General features: G+C 68.3%; 14 protein-coding genes. 8 read left to right on the top strand and 6 right to left on the bottom strand.

Annotated elements, in window-relative coordinates; translation table 11 throughout:
• Window positions 1-11: 11 nt before the first annotated feature.
• The gene (locus CEX87_RS21040) at window positions 12-1,172 is read right to left on the bottom strand and encodes an FAD-binding oxidoreductase (protein WP_094288970.1); all 1,161 of its coding nucleotides are present in this window, start codon (window positions 1,170-1,172) and stop codon (window positions 12-14) included.
• Between the two features lie 16 nt (window positions 1,173-1,188).
• Window positions 1,189-2,199 (bottom strand): hypothetical protein, encoded by a 1,011-nt coding sequence (locus CEX87_RS21045; RefSeq protein ID WP_094288972.1) that lies wholly within the window; start codon window positions 2,197-2,199, stop codon window positions 1,189-1,191.
• A 98-nt stretch (window positions 2,200-2,297) separates the two neighbouring features.
• Between CEX87_RS21045 and CEX87_RS21050 the strand changes: the two genes are divergently transcribed.
• Window positions 2,298-2,945, top strand: a complete 648-nt coding sequence (locus CEX87_RS21050; protein ID WP_094288974.1) for a TetR/AcrR family transcriptional regulator — start codon at window positions 2,298-2,300, stop codon at window positions 2,943-2,945.
• Here the strand turns inward: CEX87_RS21050 and CEX87_RS21055 are convergent.
• The 3 genes from CEX87_RS21055 to CEX87_RS27720 form a co-directional block, all read right to left on the bottom strand.
• Window positions 2,940-3,617 carry a GAP family protein gene (locus CEX87_RS21055; RefSeq protein ID WP_064399877.1) on the bottom strand — a complete coding sequence of 226 codons (678 nt, stop codon included), beginning with the start codon at window positions 3,615-3,617 and terminating at the stop codon, window positions 2,940-2,942. The genes CEX87_RS21050 and CEX87_RS21055 overlap by 6 nt on opposite strands.
• Before the next feature lie 68 nt (window positions 3,618-3,685).
• Window positions 3,686-4,648 carry an antibiotic biosynthesis monooxygenase gene (locus CEX87_RS27715; RefSeq protein WP_416171925.1) on the bottom strand — a complete coding sequence of 321 codons (963 nt, stop codon included), beginning with the start codon at window positions 4,646-4,648 and terminating at the stop codon, window positions 3,686-3,688.
• Entirely contained in the window at window positions 4,645-5,058 is a 414-nt protein-coding gene (locus CEX87_RS27720) for an Rv0361 family membrane protein (RefSeq protein WP_233151463.1), read from the bottom strand. The genes CEX87_RS27715 and CEX87_RS27720 overlap by 4 nt, the downstream gene beginning before the upstream one ends.
• A 193-nt stretch (window positions 5,059-5,251) precedes the next feature.
• Between CEX87_RS27720 and clpB the strand changes: the two genes are divergently transcribed.
• The 7 genes from clpB to nhaA all read left to right on the top strand — a co-directional run bounded on the left by clpB (window position 5,252) and on the right by nhaA (window position 14,136).
• Window positions 5,252-7,822, top strand: a complete 2,571-nt coding sequence (clpB, locus tag CEX87_RS21065) for an ATP-dependent chaperone ClpB (protein ID WP_064399823.1) — start codon at window positions 5,252-5,254, stop codon at window positions 7,820-7,822.
• 155 nt (window positions 7,823-7,977) lie between these two features.
• Window positions 7,978-8,793 carry a trehalose monomycolate transport factor TtfA gene (ttfA, locus tag CEX87_RS21070; protein ID WP_064399822.1) on the top strand — a complete coding sequence of 272 codons (816 nt, stop codon included), beginning with the start codon at window positions 7,978-7,980 and terminating at the stop codon, window positions 8,791-8,793.
• 42 nt (window positions 8,794-8,835) lie between these two features.
• Window positions 8,836-9,609, top strand: a complete 774-nt coding sequence (locus CEX87_RS21075) for an SDR family NAD(P)-dependent oxidoreductase (protein WP_064399821.1) — start codon at window positions 8,836-8,838, stop codon at window positions 9,607-9,609.
• A 12-nt stretch (window positions 9,610-9,621) separates the two neighbouring features.
• Entirely contained in the window at window positions 9,622-10,521 is a 900-nt protein-coding gene (locus CEX87_RS21080; protein ID WP_064399820.1) for a hypothetical protein, read from the top strand.
• A complete protein-coding gene (locus CEX87_RS21085; protein WP_064399819.1) occupies window positions 10,514-11,173 on the top strand; it encodes a TrmH family RNA methyltransferase in 660 nt (219 codons plus the stop codon). Before CEX87_RS21080 ends, CEX87_RS21085 begins: the two co-directional genes overlap by 8 nt.
• 15 nt (window positions 11,174-11,188) lie before the next feature.
• Complete coding sequence (locus CEX87_RS21090; protein WP_064399818.1) at window positions 11,189-12,289, top strand: glycoside hydrolase family 76 protein; 1,101 nt, start codon at window positions 11,189-11,191, stop codon at window positions 12,287-12,289.
• Complete coding sequence (nhaA, locus tag CEX87_RS21095; RefSeq protein WP_094288978.1) at window positions 12,286-14,136, top strand: Na+/H+ antiporter NhaA; 1,851 nt, start codon at window positions 12,286-12,288, stop codon at window positions 14,134-14,136. The genes CEX87_RS21090 and nhaA overlap by 4 nt, the downstream gene beginning before the upstream one ends.
• Here nhaA and CEX87_RS21100 read toward each other — a convergent pair.
• Entirely contained in the window at window positions 14,133-14,876 is a 744-nt protein-coding gene (locus tag CEX87_RS21100; protein WP_064427526.1) for a VTT domain-containing protein, read from the bottom strand. The genes nhaA and CEX87_RS21100 overlap by 4 nt on opposite strands.
• Window positions 14,877-14,928: the final 52 nt, after the last annotated feature.

A 14,928-nucleotide genomic window follows, 5' to 3' on the forward strand; every position in this document is an offset into this window, starting at 1 on the left:
CGCGCGACGTTTCAGGAGGCCAGGGGGTCGTGCTGAATCCGTTCGGCGGGTGCTCCTTTGGCGATCAAGGCGGCCTTGGTGGCCGTCACCATGGCAGGGCTGCCGCAGATCAGGATCTGCCGGTCACCCCAGTTGCCGTAGCGGGTGACCACGTCGGCCAGCATGCCGGTCTGTCGCACGTGCAGGCCGCGGGGCGGTTGCACATCGGGATAGTCCGCGGCCCATGGCGGGTCGGTGTTGAACTCCGAGACGGGGGTGACCGAGAGCCACGGGTTCTGTGAGGCGATCTCCCACAGCGTGCGCAGGTCGTAGAGGTCGCAGGGATACCGTCCGCCGAAGAACAGGTGCACCCGCGGATTGACGCCGTAGCGGGTGAGATCCATGATCAGCGCCCGCAGCGGCGCCAGACCCGTGCTGCCTGCCACCATCAACACGTCGCCGCCGTCGCGGTCCACGTGCAGCCCACCGTGCGGATTGGACAGCCGCCACCTGTCACCGGGTGTCGTCTCGGCGACGATCGCGGTGCTCACCATGCCTCCGGGCACCGAGCGGATGTGGAACTCGATGCCGCCGGGTTCGGTCGGGATCGACGGGCTCAGGTACCGCCACCGGCGCGGCCACTGCGGAACCTGAACCGTCACGTACTGGCCAGCGTGGTAGAACAGCGGCTGGTCCAGTTGCAGCCGCACGACGGAGACGTCGCGGGTGACGCGCATGTGCTCGATGACCGTGCCGTCGCAGTATGGCGGGCCCTCCTCGGCGTCGGCGGCGCCGCGCATCACCCCGATCATCAACGCGACCGCGTCGTGCGTCGCCTCGGCCAGCTGGTCGTTCCAGCTGGCCGCGAGGTGATGGCGGAAGCTGGCGTACAGCGCGGTCTGCATGCTGTCGTAATGCCGTTGTGTGACACCGTATTTGCGGTGGTCACGGCCCAGCTGGGCGAGGAATGCCACCGGCTCCTGTGCCCGTTGGTCGGCGAGCTCGCCGAGAACCCACGTCATCGCGTGCCCGAACCGCTGCCGTTGTTCGTCCATGTCCGGCGGGAACAGGTCGCGCACCGCCATGTCGATCGCGAACCAGTGCGTGTAGAAGTTGCGGATCAGCTCGGAGCCGAGCGCGGGATCGACCGCGTCGCGCAGCGTGCGCAGCGCGTCACGGTCGTCGAGTCCCACGCGGCCCGAGTGTATGTCAGGTTCGCGGCGCCCTTCGCTGGCGAAGCGCCGCCAGCACGATCAACGCCACGCCGAAGACGGTCCAGCAGGCCAACACGATGACCGGCAGCGTGGCGCCCGCGCCGTCGAAGAACGCCGCCGACCGCAGCAGGGTGGCGTGGGCGCCCTGTGGGAGGAACTGCCCGAACTGCCCCCAGCCGCTCGGCAGCAGTTGCGGGGCGCTGTTCAGGCCGGACAGCGGATTGCCCACGAGAAGCGCCAACACCGCGCCCAGCGCCAGGCCGACGCGACCGAACACCGATCCCAATCCCAGCAGCGTCAACCCCATGGCCAGGATTCCCAGCGTCAGCGCACCGGTGACTCCCCAGAAGTTCGCGTCGATCGACCCCAGGACCCAGCGCAACAGTGAGGCGATCGACAGGCCGGCCACGCCCGCGAAGACCACGGCGGCGGTGAACCGGGTCCATACCTCACGCTTGAGCGCGAACATCAAGGCGATCGCGGGCAGGAGTCCGGCGAGCGTGATGGGTAGCGCCGATGCGGCCAGCCCGACGCCGCGCGGGTCGTCGGTTGTCGGTGGCGCCAGATCCTCGACGCGCAACTGCGCACCGGTCTTCTGCGCGATGCCGTTGCCGATCTGGGTCAGCATCTGGGCGATCATCGGACTGCCGCCGGTCGCGATCATCAGCGTGGGACCGTCGGGCCCGAGTGCGATGCCGCCGTAGACGTCGCGGGCGCGGATCGCGTCGCGCAACGCATCCGCGCTCGGGTAGTAGGTGAACGAGAACGCACCAGGTGCCTGCTGCTCCATGGTGGTGGCGACTTGTCCGCTCGCCGCCTGCGGCCCCGCCGCGCCTATCGGCACGTGGTGCGGAGCGGTTCGGGCTGCGGGCAGCGCGAAGGCCAATGCGACGATCGCGATGACGACGGTGAGCACCACGACCACGCCTGTGGCGCGTATTGCAGCAGGCGGTTCGTGGACCGGCGATGCGTGGTGGCTGGACCGCGCGGGGGTTTCGGTAGTCATGGCCGTACCTTTTCATTCGTCGTTGAATTAATGCGCATCGGCAGCGTAACTCGGTGGTCGACAGATTTCAACAGTCATTGAAATGCTAATCTCGGGACATGGCGTCACCAGTGAAAACGACCCGCCGACGGGGCCGCCGCCAGGGCGAACCGGTTTCGCGCGACGCGGTGCTCGCCGCGGCGCGCAAGCGGTTCGGCGCGCAGGGATACGAGAAGACGACGTTGCGCGCCATCGCCCGCGACGCCCACGTCGACCCGTCGATGGTGCTCTATCTGTTCGGATCCAAGGCCGAGCTTTTTCGGGCGTCGCTCAACGTGGTCGTCGACCCCGGGGCGCTGGTCTCCGCACTTTCCGGTGGCCCCGATGACGACCCCGACATCGGCACCCGCATGGTGCGGGCGTACCTGCGGATCTGGCAGTCACCCGAAACGGGGCCGACGATGGTCGCGATGTTGCAGTCGGCCACCTCGAACTCCGACGCTCACGAGGCGTTCCGCGGGTTCATGCGGGACTACGTGCTGAGTGCGGTGTCCGATGAGCTCGGGGGAGGAGAGCAGGCCCGGCTGCGCGCACTGCTGGCCGCGAGCCAACTCGTGGGGATGGCGATACTGCGCTTCGTCATGAAGATCCCACCGCTGGCCACGCTGCCCGACGACGACCTGGTACGGCTTCTGGCGCCGACGGTCACGCGGTACCTGACCGCCGACGCCGCCGAGCTCGGTCTGCCTGCGTTCGGCAAGTCATAGCCCGTGAATGCCCTTGTACAGCACCATGAGACCGATCACGACGAGAATGCCCGCCATCAGGACGGCGTGCTGGTTGTCCATCCAATCCTTGAGCCGGCTCAGCGGCCGGTCGAGGCGGTCACCGGAGACCGCGTAGGCCAGGATCGGCAGCGCCACCGTCGATCCGGCCGCGATCACGAACCAGGCGACGGCCAGCCAGTCGTCGCGCGCGCCGCCGCCGGCGGTGCCGATCGCCAAACCCGCTGCGGCACAGATGAACAAAACCTTCGGGTTGACGACGGTCAAGGCCATCGCCGCACCGCCGGCCCGCAGCGGGGTCAGTGTGCCCAGGCTCTGCATCCATTTGGGTTTGTGTGCTGACTTCTTCCGGTTCAGCCATCGCTGGATGCCGAACACAATGAGTGCCGCACCGACCACGATCCGCAGGTAAGACGCCCATCCCGGCGGTTGGCCCTCGCGCCCACCCATCAAGCTGGACACCTGGAGGAACACGCTCGTCAGCGCCGCCAACCCGATGATCCAGCCCGCTAAAAAGGCCAGTCCGGTCGGCCGCGGCCGCGGGGTGTGCAGCACGAGGACCGCCGGAATGATCGACAGCGGCGAGAGCGCCACCACCAACGCCAAGGGGATCAGTTCGGTCAGCAGCGATCCCTTGTCCACGAGGCCGAACATATCGGAATGCCCGCTGCCGGTGCGGTTCAACAGCGCCATGCGCGCGTCGCGGCGCGCCGGGGTCGGTGTCAGTGCAAACGGTAGAAGACCACCGTCGCGAGGTGAAACGTCAGTGCCCAGAACAACATGACGATCGCCACGGTCGCGAGGCCCCGCGCGTTGGTCCGTGCCAGGGACGCGTCCGGCGGCGGACGCAGCCAGTGCTTCAGAAGTGGGTTCACGTAGTACGGCATGACTACGAAGCTGATGATCAAGCTGGACAACAGGTTTCCGATGAGCAGGTTCAACCACAACGGCAGGCGCAGCGGGGACAGGGCGATGGTGAGCAACATGACCGTCGGATACAGCCCGACCCACACCGCGATCGACGTCTTGAGATCCGAGGGTGGTGGGGCCGGTCTGCCGTGCTCGTCGAAGGCGAACCAGCTGCCGAACGAATTGTCGACGGTGCGCAGTTCGAAGTCGGAGAACCTCTCGCCCTCGGCAAGGAGTTCGCGCCGCTGTTTCGAGGCCAGCCAACGGTCGAGGTCGGCTGCGGTGTCGTAGCGGTAGATCGCGGTCCACTCGTCCTGTACCCCCGGAACGGGGCGGAACAGCTCGCTACCGCGAAAGCCGGGAAACGTGTTCTCGGCCAGGCGAAGTCGCTCCTGCCATGCGAGGAAATCGTCGACATCGTCGGCGCTGACCCGATGGCTGACGACCGCGGTCACCAGGGCATCGTCCGCCTTGGCGCGCCCGCCGACGACCTGCTGGGTGGCTGGACCGTCGAAGTACTGCCGGCCCGCGCTCAGGGCGTCCTGTCGGGTGGCGCTGTTGAGCCAGGCCTGCAGGTGAGCGACCGAATCAAACCGGTAGACCACCACCCATTCGGGTTGAACGGCGGTGGGCGGGTTGACCTCGGCGCCGAGGAAGCCGGTGTACCGGGAGGCCTCGCGGTTGAGGTCGCGCTGCCACTTCTCGAACTCTCGCTCCTGGCCGGTGTGGACCCGCTGGCCGATGATGACCGTGGCGGCGTCGTCTGTCACAGTCAGATCGATCGCGCCGGGTGGTACCGGCAGGCCTTCCACTCGCCACCCTCGCGCCGGAAGTCGATGTCGAAGGTCTTGGCGCTGGGCTGGTTCGCGGCGGCGAACCGCACCGTGGCGACGGCCGACGCCGCGGGTTCGCCCGCGACCGTCACCGAGCTGACCGAGATCCGGGTGGGACCGTCGGCCTTGCGGCTGGCGTACCACCCGTCCTCGAATCCCGCGGCCCCGCGCATCGGTGCGCAGACGTGTGCGGCGAACGAGTCGAAATCCGCGCGGTTGTACGAGCCGTTCATTCCGGCGAGAACCGCGCGGACCTGATCTTCGTCGCCGGCCGCGGACGCGGGGCCGGCCAGCGCTGATGAGACGACCGCGCTCAGCGCGATGCCCGCGAGCACGGCGGTGGGTCGACGCATGGGACAAGCCTCGCCGATGCAGCTGTGAAAACTGTGACAGTTGTGCGGCGTGTTGTTTGCGAAGCTGACCGTGGACGCATCGGAAGCGCGGAAAATTGATTAGACTTGAGCGGAACAGACTCAACATTGACGGCGTTGAACTATCCGACAAGCATTTTCGCCAAGCTCACGTACCCACAGAAAGGGAGGTGTCGTGGACTCGTTCAACCCGACGACCAAGACTCAGGCGGCACTGACCGCTGCGTTGCAGGCGGCCACGTCCGCGGGCAACCCGCAGATCACGCCTGCCCACTTATTGATGGCTCTGCTGACCCAGAACGACGGCATTGCCGCACCCCTTCTCGAGGCCGTCGGCGTCGAACCCGCGACGATCCGCGCGGAAGCGCAGCGACTCCTCGACCGGCTACCCAGCGCCAGCGGCGCGGCCTCACAGCCGCAGCTCGCTCCGCAGGCGCTGGCCGCGATCACCGCCGCCCAGAACCTGGCGACCGAGATGGACGACGAGTACGTCTCGACCGAACACCTGATGGTCGGGCTGGCCGGAGGGTTGGGCGGCTCGGCCGCCGCAGGCGACTCGGATACCGCGAAGCTGCTCAGCGGCCACGGCGCCTCCCCGCAGGCGCTGCGCGAGGCGTTCGTCAAGGTGCGCGGCAGCGCCCGCGTCACCAGCCCGGACCCCGAGGGCAGCTACCAGGCCTTGGAGAAGTACTCCGCCGATCTGACCGCAAGGGCCCGCGAGGGCAAGTTGGACCCGGTCATCGGGCGCGACACCGAGATTCGTCGCGTCGTGCAGGTGCTGTCCCGTCGCACCAAGAACAACCCGGTGCTGATCGGCGAGCCCGGCGTCGGCAAGACCGCGATCGTCGAGGGCCTGGCCCAGCGCATCGTGGCGGGCGACGTGCCGGAAAGCCTGCGCGACAAGACCGTCGTCAGCCTGGACCTGGGCTCAATGGTCGCCGGCTCGAAGTACCGCGGTGAGTTCGAGGAGCGGCTGAAGGCCGTGCTCGACGAGATCAAGAACTCGGCTGGTCAGATCATCACGTTCATCGACGAGCTGCACACGATCGTCGGCGCAGGCGCCACCGGCGAGGGTTCGATGGACGCAGGCAACATGATCAAGCCGATGCTGGCCCGCGGTGAGCTGCGCCTGGTCGGCGCGACCACGCTCGACGAGTACCGCAAGTACATCGAGAAGGACGCCGCGCTGGAGCGCCGCTTCCAGCAGGTCTATGTCGGTGAGCCGTCCGTCGAGGACACCGTGGGCATCCTGCGCGGGCTCAAGGACCGCTACGAGGTGCACCACGGTGTGCGCATCACCGACTCCGCGTTGGTGGCGGCCGCGACGCTGTCCGACCGCTACATCACCTCGCGGTTCCTGCCGGACAAGGCCATCGACCTGGTCGACGAGGCCGCGTCCCGGCTGCGCATGGAGATCGACTCGCGGCCCGTCGAGGTCGACGAGGTCGAGCGGCTGGTGCGCCGCCTCGAGATCGAGGAGATGGCGCTGTCGAAGGAAGAGGACGCCGCCTCCAAGGAGCGGCTGGAGAAGCTGCGCGGCGAACTGGCCGATAAGAAGGAGGAGCTGGCCCAACTAACCAGCAGGTGGCAGAACGAGAAGAACGCCATCGACATCGTCCGCGAGCTCAAGGAGCAGCTCGAGTCGCTGCGCGGCGAGGCCGACCGCGCCGAACGCGACGGCAACCTGGAGCGGGCCGCCGAACTGCGGTACGGCCGCATCCCCGAGGTGGAGAAGAAGCTCGACGCGGCGCTCCCGCACGCCGAGGCGCGCGAGGACGTCATGCTCAAGGAGGAGGTCGGACCCGACGACATCGCCGACGTGGTGTCGGCCTGGACCGGTATCCCCGCGGGCCGGATGCTCGAGGGCGAGACGGCCAAGCTGCTGCGCATGGAGGACGAGCTGGGCAAGCGCGTCGTCGGGCAGAAGAAGGCCGTGCAGGCTGTTTCTGATGCCGTGCGGCGCAGCCGCGCCGGTGTCGCCGACCCGAACCGACCGACGGGTTCGTTCATGTTCCTGGGCCCGACCGGTGTCGGTAAGACCGAGCTGGCCAAGGCGCTGGCGGAGTTCCTCTTCGACGACGAGCGCGCGATGGTCCGCATCGATATGAGCGAGTACGCCGAGAAGCACTCGGTGGCCCGCCTGGTCGGCGCGCCTCCCGGCTACGTCGGCTACGACCAGGGCGGTCAGCTGACCGAGGCGGTGCGGCGTCGCCCGTACACGGTGATCCTGTTCGACGAGATCGAGAAGGCCCACCCGGACGTGTTCGACGTGCTGTTGCAGGTGCTCGACGAGGGCAGGCTGACCGACGGCCAGGGCCGCACGGTCGACTTCCGCAACACGATCCTGATCCTGACGTCGAACCTGGGTGCCGGCGGTACCGAGGAGCAGGTGATGGCCGCCGTGCGCGGGGCGTTCAAGCCGGAGTTCATCAACCGGCTCGACGACGTGATCATCTTCGACGGGCTGAACCCCGAGGAGCTGGTGCACATCGTCGACATCCAGCTCGAGCAGCTGGCCAAGCGGTTGGAGCAGCGCAGGCTCACCCTCGAGGTGTCCCTACCCGCCAAGAAGTGGTTGGCCGAGCGCGGCTTCGACCCGCTCTACGGCGCCCGCCCGCTACGCAGGCTGATCCAGCAGGCGATCGGCGACCAGCTGGCCAAGCTGCTGCTGGCAGGCGACGTGCACGACGGCGACATCGTTCCGGTCAACCTCAGCGCCGACGGCGACTCACTGGTGCTGGGCTGACGCCCGTCGTTCCGCCGCGAAATTGCATTCCGGCAGCGAAATGTCGAGTAGACACCTGCTGGAATGCAATTTCGCGCGGCGGATATTGGCAGATGCCGGGTTGTGACCAGGATGAGTTCGGGATTCGGCGCCACCTGCACGTAGGCTAGAGCGCAATGGTCCCGCTTTGGTTCACGCTGTCCGCGCTCTGCTTCGTCGGTGCGGCCGTGCTGCTCTACGTCGACATCGACCGTCGACGCGGCTTGGGGCGTCGACGCAAGTCCTGGGCGAAGTCACACGGCTTCGACTACGAACACGAGTCGACCGACATCGTCCAACGCTGGAAGCGCGGCGTGATGTCGACGGTCGGCGAGGTCGCCGCGAAGAACGTGGTCCTCGGGCAGATCCGCGGCGAAGCGGTGTTCATCTTCGACCTCGAAGACGTCGCGACGGTGATCGCCCTGCACCGCAAGGTCGGCACCAACGTCGTCGTCGACCTGCGGCTCAAGGGCATCAAAGAGCCGCGAGAGAACGACATCTGGCTGCTCGGGGCGATCGGCCCGCGCATGGTCTACTCCACCAATCTCGATGCCGCCCGACGTGCGTGCGACCGGCGGATGGTGACATTCGCCCACACCGCCCCCGACTGTGCCGAAATCATGTGGAACGAGGAGCACTGGACGCTGGTCTCCATGCCGGTGACCAGCACGCGCGCGCAGTGGGACGAGGGTCTGCGCACCGTGCGCCAGTTCAACGACCTTCTGCGCGTCCTGCCGCCGACCCCACAGGCCATGGCGCAGGGCAGCCAGGGCGCGCTGGCCCGGCGAAGCGGGTCGCCCAGCCGCCCGCTCACCCCGTCCGGCCGCGAACCGGCACCGGGCGTCGACGCTCCGGCCCGCCCCGAGGCGCGCTACCCCCAGCAGCCGCCCCGGCCCGACGCACGGCGTCAACCGCCGCGCAACGGACGGCAGTCACCGCACTATCAGCGGTAAGTGGCGCCCGGAGCTCGCGACCGGGGGAAGTAGCCTGAAGCCATGTCTCGCCCCGTCGCCCTGATCACCGGACCGACGTCCGGCATCGGCGCGGGCTTTGCGCGCAGGTTCGCCCGCGACGGCTACGATCTCGTGCTCGTAGCACGCGACGCGACCAGGCTCGAGCGCCTTGCCGCCGAACTGCGCGACGGCGGTGCGGCCGTCGAGGTGCTCACCGCCGACCTGGCCGAGGCCGCCGACCGCGCCAAGGTGGCCGACCGGCTCGCCGCGGGTGTTCAGGTGCTGGTCAACAACGCCGGTTTCGGAACGTCCGGCGAGTTCTGGAGCGCGGACTACTCACTGTTGCAATCGCAGCTCGACGTCAACGTCACCGCCGTCATGCAGCTGACGCACGCGGCGCTGCCCCCGATGCTGGACGCCGCGCGCGGCACGGTGATCAACGTCGCGAGCGTCGCCGGCCTGGTACCCGGCCGCGGGTCGACGTATTCGGCCTCCAAGTCCTGGGTGGTCGCATTCTCCGAAGGACTCGCCAACGGCCTGGGCGGCACCGGCGTCGGAGTGCACGCGCTGTGCCCGGGCTTCGTGCGCACCGAGTTCCACCAGCGGGCGGGCATCGACATGGACGGCACACCGTCGTGGTTCTGGCTCGAGGTCGACGACGTGGTTCGCGAGACGATGGCCGCCGTCGCGAAGGGGAAGGTCGTGATCATCCCCGGTGTGCAGTACAAGGTGCTCACCACCGCAGGACGGGTGGTGCCGCGAAACCTGGTGCGCGCCATGACCAAAGTCGTGGGCCGAGGCCGTGGTCGGACATAGGGCACCGCGTACGTGCGTGCGCTGATCGCGGCGCTGACCGCGATCGTCGTCGTCGCGGCATCGGCATGCTCCACAGACGATGCGTCGATTCGCCCCTACGGCGCGCAGACCGCCACCATCGGCGAATCCCTTGCCACACTGGGCTGGAACATGTCGATATCGAACCTGCGCTTCGACGGCGACTACGTGCTGTTCGACGTCGACGCGTCACCGGCGGATGCCGACGGGCCGCACGCCAAGCCGGAAGACATCCGGTTCGGCCTGTACGGCGCGCTCGCGCACCCGATCGAGGCCAACGGTATCGGAAGCTGTCGCGATGCGACCAACCTTGAGCTGCAACCACTCTCGGCCCCCACGCCCGACCGCCTCACCGGCACGGTCTGCATAGGGCCCGCGCGTGACCAGGTGCAGGTGCGCGGCGTGTACGCCTACTCGCCGCGCGACCGGACACCGGGCACCACCGTCGCCCACCCCGCGGCCTTCCCCGTCGGACTGCCCGCGGTCAGGGACACCGACACCGGATTGTCGATCCGCACCACGAGCCTGGATGCCTTCCGCGCCGACGGCGCCATGCTCGCCCCGGCGGCGCTGGGCGACCCGAACGCGTTCACCGGAAACGGCTACATGCTGATCGGTCTCGAGATCAGCGGTGTGGCAGAGCAATACCGCGAGGTCTCGCAGCAGCGGGGTGGGCCGGCGATGGTGCTGGTGTCGCCGACACTGCCGGCGCCCGGGCTGAGCCACGCATGCGACGTCTACGGCGCCTCGGTGTTGGTGCTTCCCGATGCCTCCCGCGACGCCGTCCAGGTGCGGGCGTCGCTGTGCACCCAGGGCGAGATCAACAAGGCGCTGCTGTACGCGACCGTTTCGCTCGTCGGTACCCACGCCGCGCTCTGGACGAAGGATGACTGACCCACCGGAACCCGAAGTCGCCGGCCCCACCGAATGGGGCGAGGCGCCCGGCGTCGGCCCGTGGCAGGGGCCCCCGCCCGACGACCCGCGCTACGACCCGGGCTTGCTCCGTGACGGGGACACCCGCAATGTCGTTGACGCGTACCGCTATTGGACACGCGAAGCGATCATCGCCGACATCGACGAGCGCAGGCACGCCCTGCACATCGCGATCGAGAACTTCGGCAACGACGCCAACATCGGCGCGGTCGTGCGCACCGCGAACGCGTTCGCCGTCGACACCGTGCACATCGTCGGCAGGCGACGGTGGAACCGTCGCGGCGCGATGGTGACCGACCGTTACCAACGGCTGCGTCACCACGACACCACCGCCGCGCTGCTCGCCCACGCGGCCGACGCCGGCCTGACGGTCGTCGCCGTCGACAACATCCCGGGGGCGGTGCGCATCGAAACCACCCCGCTGCCGCGCGACTGCCTGCTGGTCTTCGGCCAGGAGGGGCCGGGGATCACCCCCGAGGCGAGGGCCGGCGCCGCCATGACCGTGTCCATCGCCCAGTTCGGGTCGACACGCAGCATCAACGCCGGCGTCGCCGCAGGTATCGCGATGCACACCTGGATCACCCAACACGGGGACCTTTCGGCGGCCTGGTAGGGCAGGATCGACACCATGGATCAGCTCTGGGCCAACCGCGCAGCCAGCGCTGAGGCCGCGATCGCCACCCGACACATCAGACGGCTGTGGGGCCTGCCGGGCACTCAACTGGGCGTCGTCGCCTGGCCCGCGACGCGGCAGCACCGGCTGTTCGGGACATGGCACTACTGGTGGCAGGCGCATTTGCTCGACAACCTCGTCGACGCCCAACTGCGCGACCCCCGGCCCGACCGGCAAACGGCGATCGCGCGCCAGATCCGCGCACACCGGTTGCGCAACAACTTCTCGTGGGTCAACGACTACTACGACGACATGGCGTGGCTGGCGCTGGCGCTCGAACGCGCGACCGCGCTCGCATCCGTCGAGCGGCCCAAGGCGCTGAAGAAACTCTCCGAGCAGTTCATGAACGCGTGGGTGCCCGAAGACGGCGGCGGCATCCCCTGGCGCAAACAGGACCAGTTCTTCAACGCGCCCGCCAACGGCCCGGCCGCGATCTTCCTGGCCCGCTACGACCGATTGCGCCGGGCGCAGCAGATGTCGGACTGGCTCGACGAAACCCTGATCGACCCGGACACCCACCTCGTGTTCGACGGCATCAAGGGCGGCTCGCTCGTGCGCGCGCAGTACACGTACTGCCAAGGCGTGGTGCTGGGGCTGGAAACGGAACTGGCGGCGCGCACCGACGACCCCGAGCACGCCGCCCGGGTGCACCGGTTGACCGCCGCGGTCGCCGAACACATGGCGGTCGACGGCGTCATCAAGGGCGCAGGCGGTGGCGACGGTGGCCTGTTCAACGGCATCCTTGCCCGCTATCTCGCGCTCGTCGCGACCACGCTGCCGCAGAACGGCGAAGACGACGCGGCGGCCCGAGACACCGCCCGCTCGCTGGTGCTGGCCTCCGCGGAGGCGGCATGGCAAAACCGCCAGGTGATCGACGGGCTGCCGCTGTTCAGCGCATTCTGGGACCGCTCCGCCGAGATCCCCACCGCCACAGGCGAGCAGGCACAGTTCGTCGAGGGCGCGGTCAACGCCTCCGAGGTGCCCGAGCGCGACCTGTCGGTGCAGCTGGCGGGCTGGATGCTGATGGAAGCCGCCCACGCGGTGGCGGGGGAGTGAGTACCGAAGCCGGTCTACGCATCGCCCGCGTGCTGCCCGCCCGGTTCAGCGCCGGCACCAAAGCGGCCAAGACCGGGGAGAACGCCGCGGCAGGTCTGCTGCTGATCTTCACCCTCGCGGCGCTGCTGTGGGCGAATTCGCCGTGGGCGCACAGCTATTGGACGCTGCTGGACACCCATGTCGGGTTCACCTTCGCCGAGCACCGCTTCGAGCTGACCGTCAAGCATCTGATCAACGACGGTCTGATGGCGTTCTTCTTCTTCATCGTCGGCCTCGAGGTCAAGCACGAGTTCGCCATCGGCGAGCTCACCGATCGGGCCAGGGCCGCCGTACCTGTGGTGGCGGCGTTCGCCGGCCTGGTGGTGCCCGCCGCGATCTTCTTGTTGATCAACCCATCCGGACAGGACGCGCAGGCGTGGGGTGTGGTGATCTCCACCGACACCGCGTTCTTGATCGGCGCGCTGGCAATCATCAAACCCAAGTTCCCGGCCCGGCTGCGGATCTTCCTGCTCACTCTGGCCGTCGTCGACGACGTCGGTGCACTGTGCGTGATCGCCCTGTTCTACTCCGATCGCATCGACGTTGTGCCGCTTGTGGTCTCGCTGGCGCTGATTGCGACGATCGCGGTGGTGCGCTTCATGCCCGCCGGCCGGGGACCGGCCTACGCCGTGCTCGGCTTCTCCCTGTGGGTGAGCCTGTACATGGCCGGTGTGCACCCGACGCTGGCCGGCGTGGCGGTGGCCCTGTTGATTCCGGTGTTCTCGCCCGAGCGCAGCCAGGTCGAGGAGGTCGTCGCGCGTATCCGGGCGTTCCGGCAGTCGCCGAACTCCCGCTATGCCCGCGAGGTGACTCGCGGCCTCCGCGACTCGATCTCGATCAACGAGCGGCTGCAGACCAGCGTCGGCCCGTATGTGTCCTTCCTGGTGCTGCCGTTGTTCGCGTTGGTCAACGCCGGTGTCCAACTCGACGCGCAGAGCGTCTCGGCGGCGTTGCGCTCGCCCCTGACATGGGGCGTCGTCGCCGGTCTGGTGGTCGGCAAGTTCGTCGGCATCACCACCGCGACATGGATCATGCAGCGAAGCGGAGTCGGTGAACTGGCGCCGGGCCTCACCCTGCGCCGGATCGCCGGCGGTGCCGCGCTGTCCGGAATCGGCTTCACCATCTCGCTTTTCATCGTCGACATCGCGGTCGACGATCCGAGCCGTCGAGAACAGGCCATCATCGGCGTGCTTCTCGCATCGGTGATCGCCTTCTTCCTCGGCTGGTTGATCTTCCGGATCACCGACCGGCTCAGCCCGCCGGACCCGGTCGGACTCAAACTGTTGCGGCCGATCGACCCGGACCGGGACCACATCGCCGGCGAACCCGACGCCCCGCTGACGTTGGTGGAGTACGGCGACTTCGAGTGTCCCTTCTGCAGCCGCGCGACCGGGGCCATCGACGAGGTGCGCGAGCACTTCGGCGCCGAACTGCGCTACGTGTGGCGCCACCTACCGCTGGAGCGCGTCCATCCCCGCGCCTTCGATGCCGCACGGGCCAGCGAGGCCGCCGCGCTGCAGGGCAGGTTCTGGGAGATGGCCCACGAACTGTTCGGCCACCAGGACGACCTGGAGTGGTCCGACATCTATCGCTACGCCGTGGCCGCGGGTTGCGATATCGAGCGATTCGACCAGGACGTGCGGGTGCACTCGTCGACGGTCTACCACCACGTTCAGGACGACGCCCAGGACGCTGAGTTGATGGACCTGAACTCGACGCCGACCTTCTTCATCAACGGCAAACGGCACAAGGGTCCGTGGGACGCCGCCAGCCTGATCCGCGCGCTCGAAAACAGCCGAGCCCGCTAGCCCGGCTGCTCCCCGGAGGTGGAGTCGAGCGGGGGCGCGGCGATCCCGGCCCGTTTGGCCGCGCGCCGCCGCTTGTACCACTCGATGAACATCGGCAGCACCGAGATCACGACGATCGCGATCACGATCGGCTCGAGCAGCTTCTGCACGGTTTCGAACCGGCCGAGCCAATATCCGAGCAGGGTCAGGCCGACACCCCACACGACGGCGCCGACCACGTTGAACAACGTGAACACCGGATAGCTCATCCGGGCCGCGCCCGCCGTCAGCGGGGCGAGCGTGCGGACGATCGGCACGAAGCGGGCGATGACGATCGCGAACGGTCCGCGCTGCTCGAAGAACACGTGCGCCTCTTCGAGGTACTTCTGTTTCAGGATCCGCGCATCAGGCCGAAACATCGCGGTGCCGATGTTGCGCCCGATCCAGTACCCGACCTGACCGCCCAGTACCGCGGCGATGGGGATGAACAGCAGCAACTGCCACAGCTGGAAGTTGATGACCTCGCCGCCGCCTTCGGCCAGCGCGGCCGTGCCCGCGGCCAACATGCCAGCGACGAACAGCAGCGAATCGCCAGGCAGGATCGGGAACAACACCCCGGACTCGACGAAGACGACGACCAGCAGCCCGACCAGCGCCCACGTGCCGAAATAGCCCAGCAGCGTCATCGGGTCGAGGAAGTCCGGCATCAGCGCCAGGTGGTCGGTCGCCGCAAGGGCCATCGACGGTGAGGGGGTGGTCATGGCTCCCCAAGATACCGGCGCCGCTCGCCAATCCCACGTGCGCGCGCAGGGG

The organism is Mycobacterium lehmannii (assembly GCF_002245535.1).
GTDB classification, from domain to species: domain Bacteria; phylum Actinomycetota; class Actinomycetes; order Mycobacteriales; family Mycobacteriaceae; genus Mycobacterium; species Mycobacterium lehmannii.

Excerpts from the sequence above, each read along its gene's own strand:
- CEX87_RS21045 (WP_094288972.1), bottom strand. The coding sequence starts at position 2,199 with ATGACTACCGAAACCCCCGCGCGGTCCAGCCACCACGCATCGCCGGTC.
- CEX87_RS21050 (WP_094288974.1), top strand. The coding sequence starts at position 2,298 with ATGGCGTCACCAGTGAAAACGACCCGCCGACGGGGCCGCCGCCAGGGC.
- CEX87_RS21055 (WP_064399877.1), bottom strand. The coding sequence starts at position 3,617 with ATGTTCGGCCTCGTGGACAAGGGATCGCTGCTGACCGAACTGATCCCC.
- CEX87_RS27720 (WP_233151463.1), bottom strand. The coding sequence starts at position 5,058 with ATGCGTCGACCCACCGCCGTGCTCGCGGGCATCGCGCTGAGCGCGGTC.
- ttfA (WP_064399822.1), top strand. The coding sequence starts at position 7,978 with ATGGTCCCGCTTTGGTTCACGCTGTCCGCGCTCTGCTTCGTCGGTGCG.
- CEX87_RS21075 (WP_064399821.1), top strand. The coding sequence starts at position 8,836 with ATGTCTCGCCCCGTCGCCCTGATCACCGGACCGACGTCCGGCATCGGC.
- CEX87_RS21085 (WP_064399819.1), top strand. The coding sequence starts at position 10,514 with ATGACTGACCCACCGGAACCCGAAGTCGCCGGCCCCACCGAATGGGGC.
- CEX87_RS21090 (WP_064399818.1), top strand. The coding sequence starts at position 11,189 with ATGGATCAGCTCTGGGCCAACCGCGCAGCCAGCGCTGAGGCCGCGATC.
- CEX87_RS21100 (WP_064427526.1), bottom strand. The coding sequence starts at position 14,876 with ATGACCACCCCCTCACCGTCGATGGCCCTTGCGGCGACCGACCACCTG.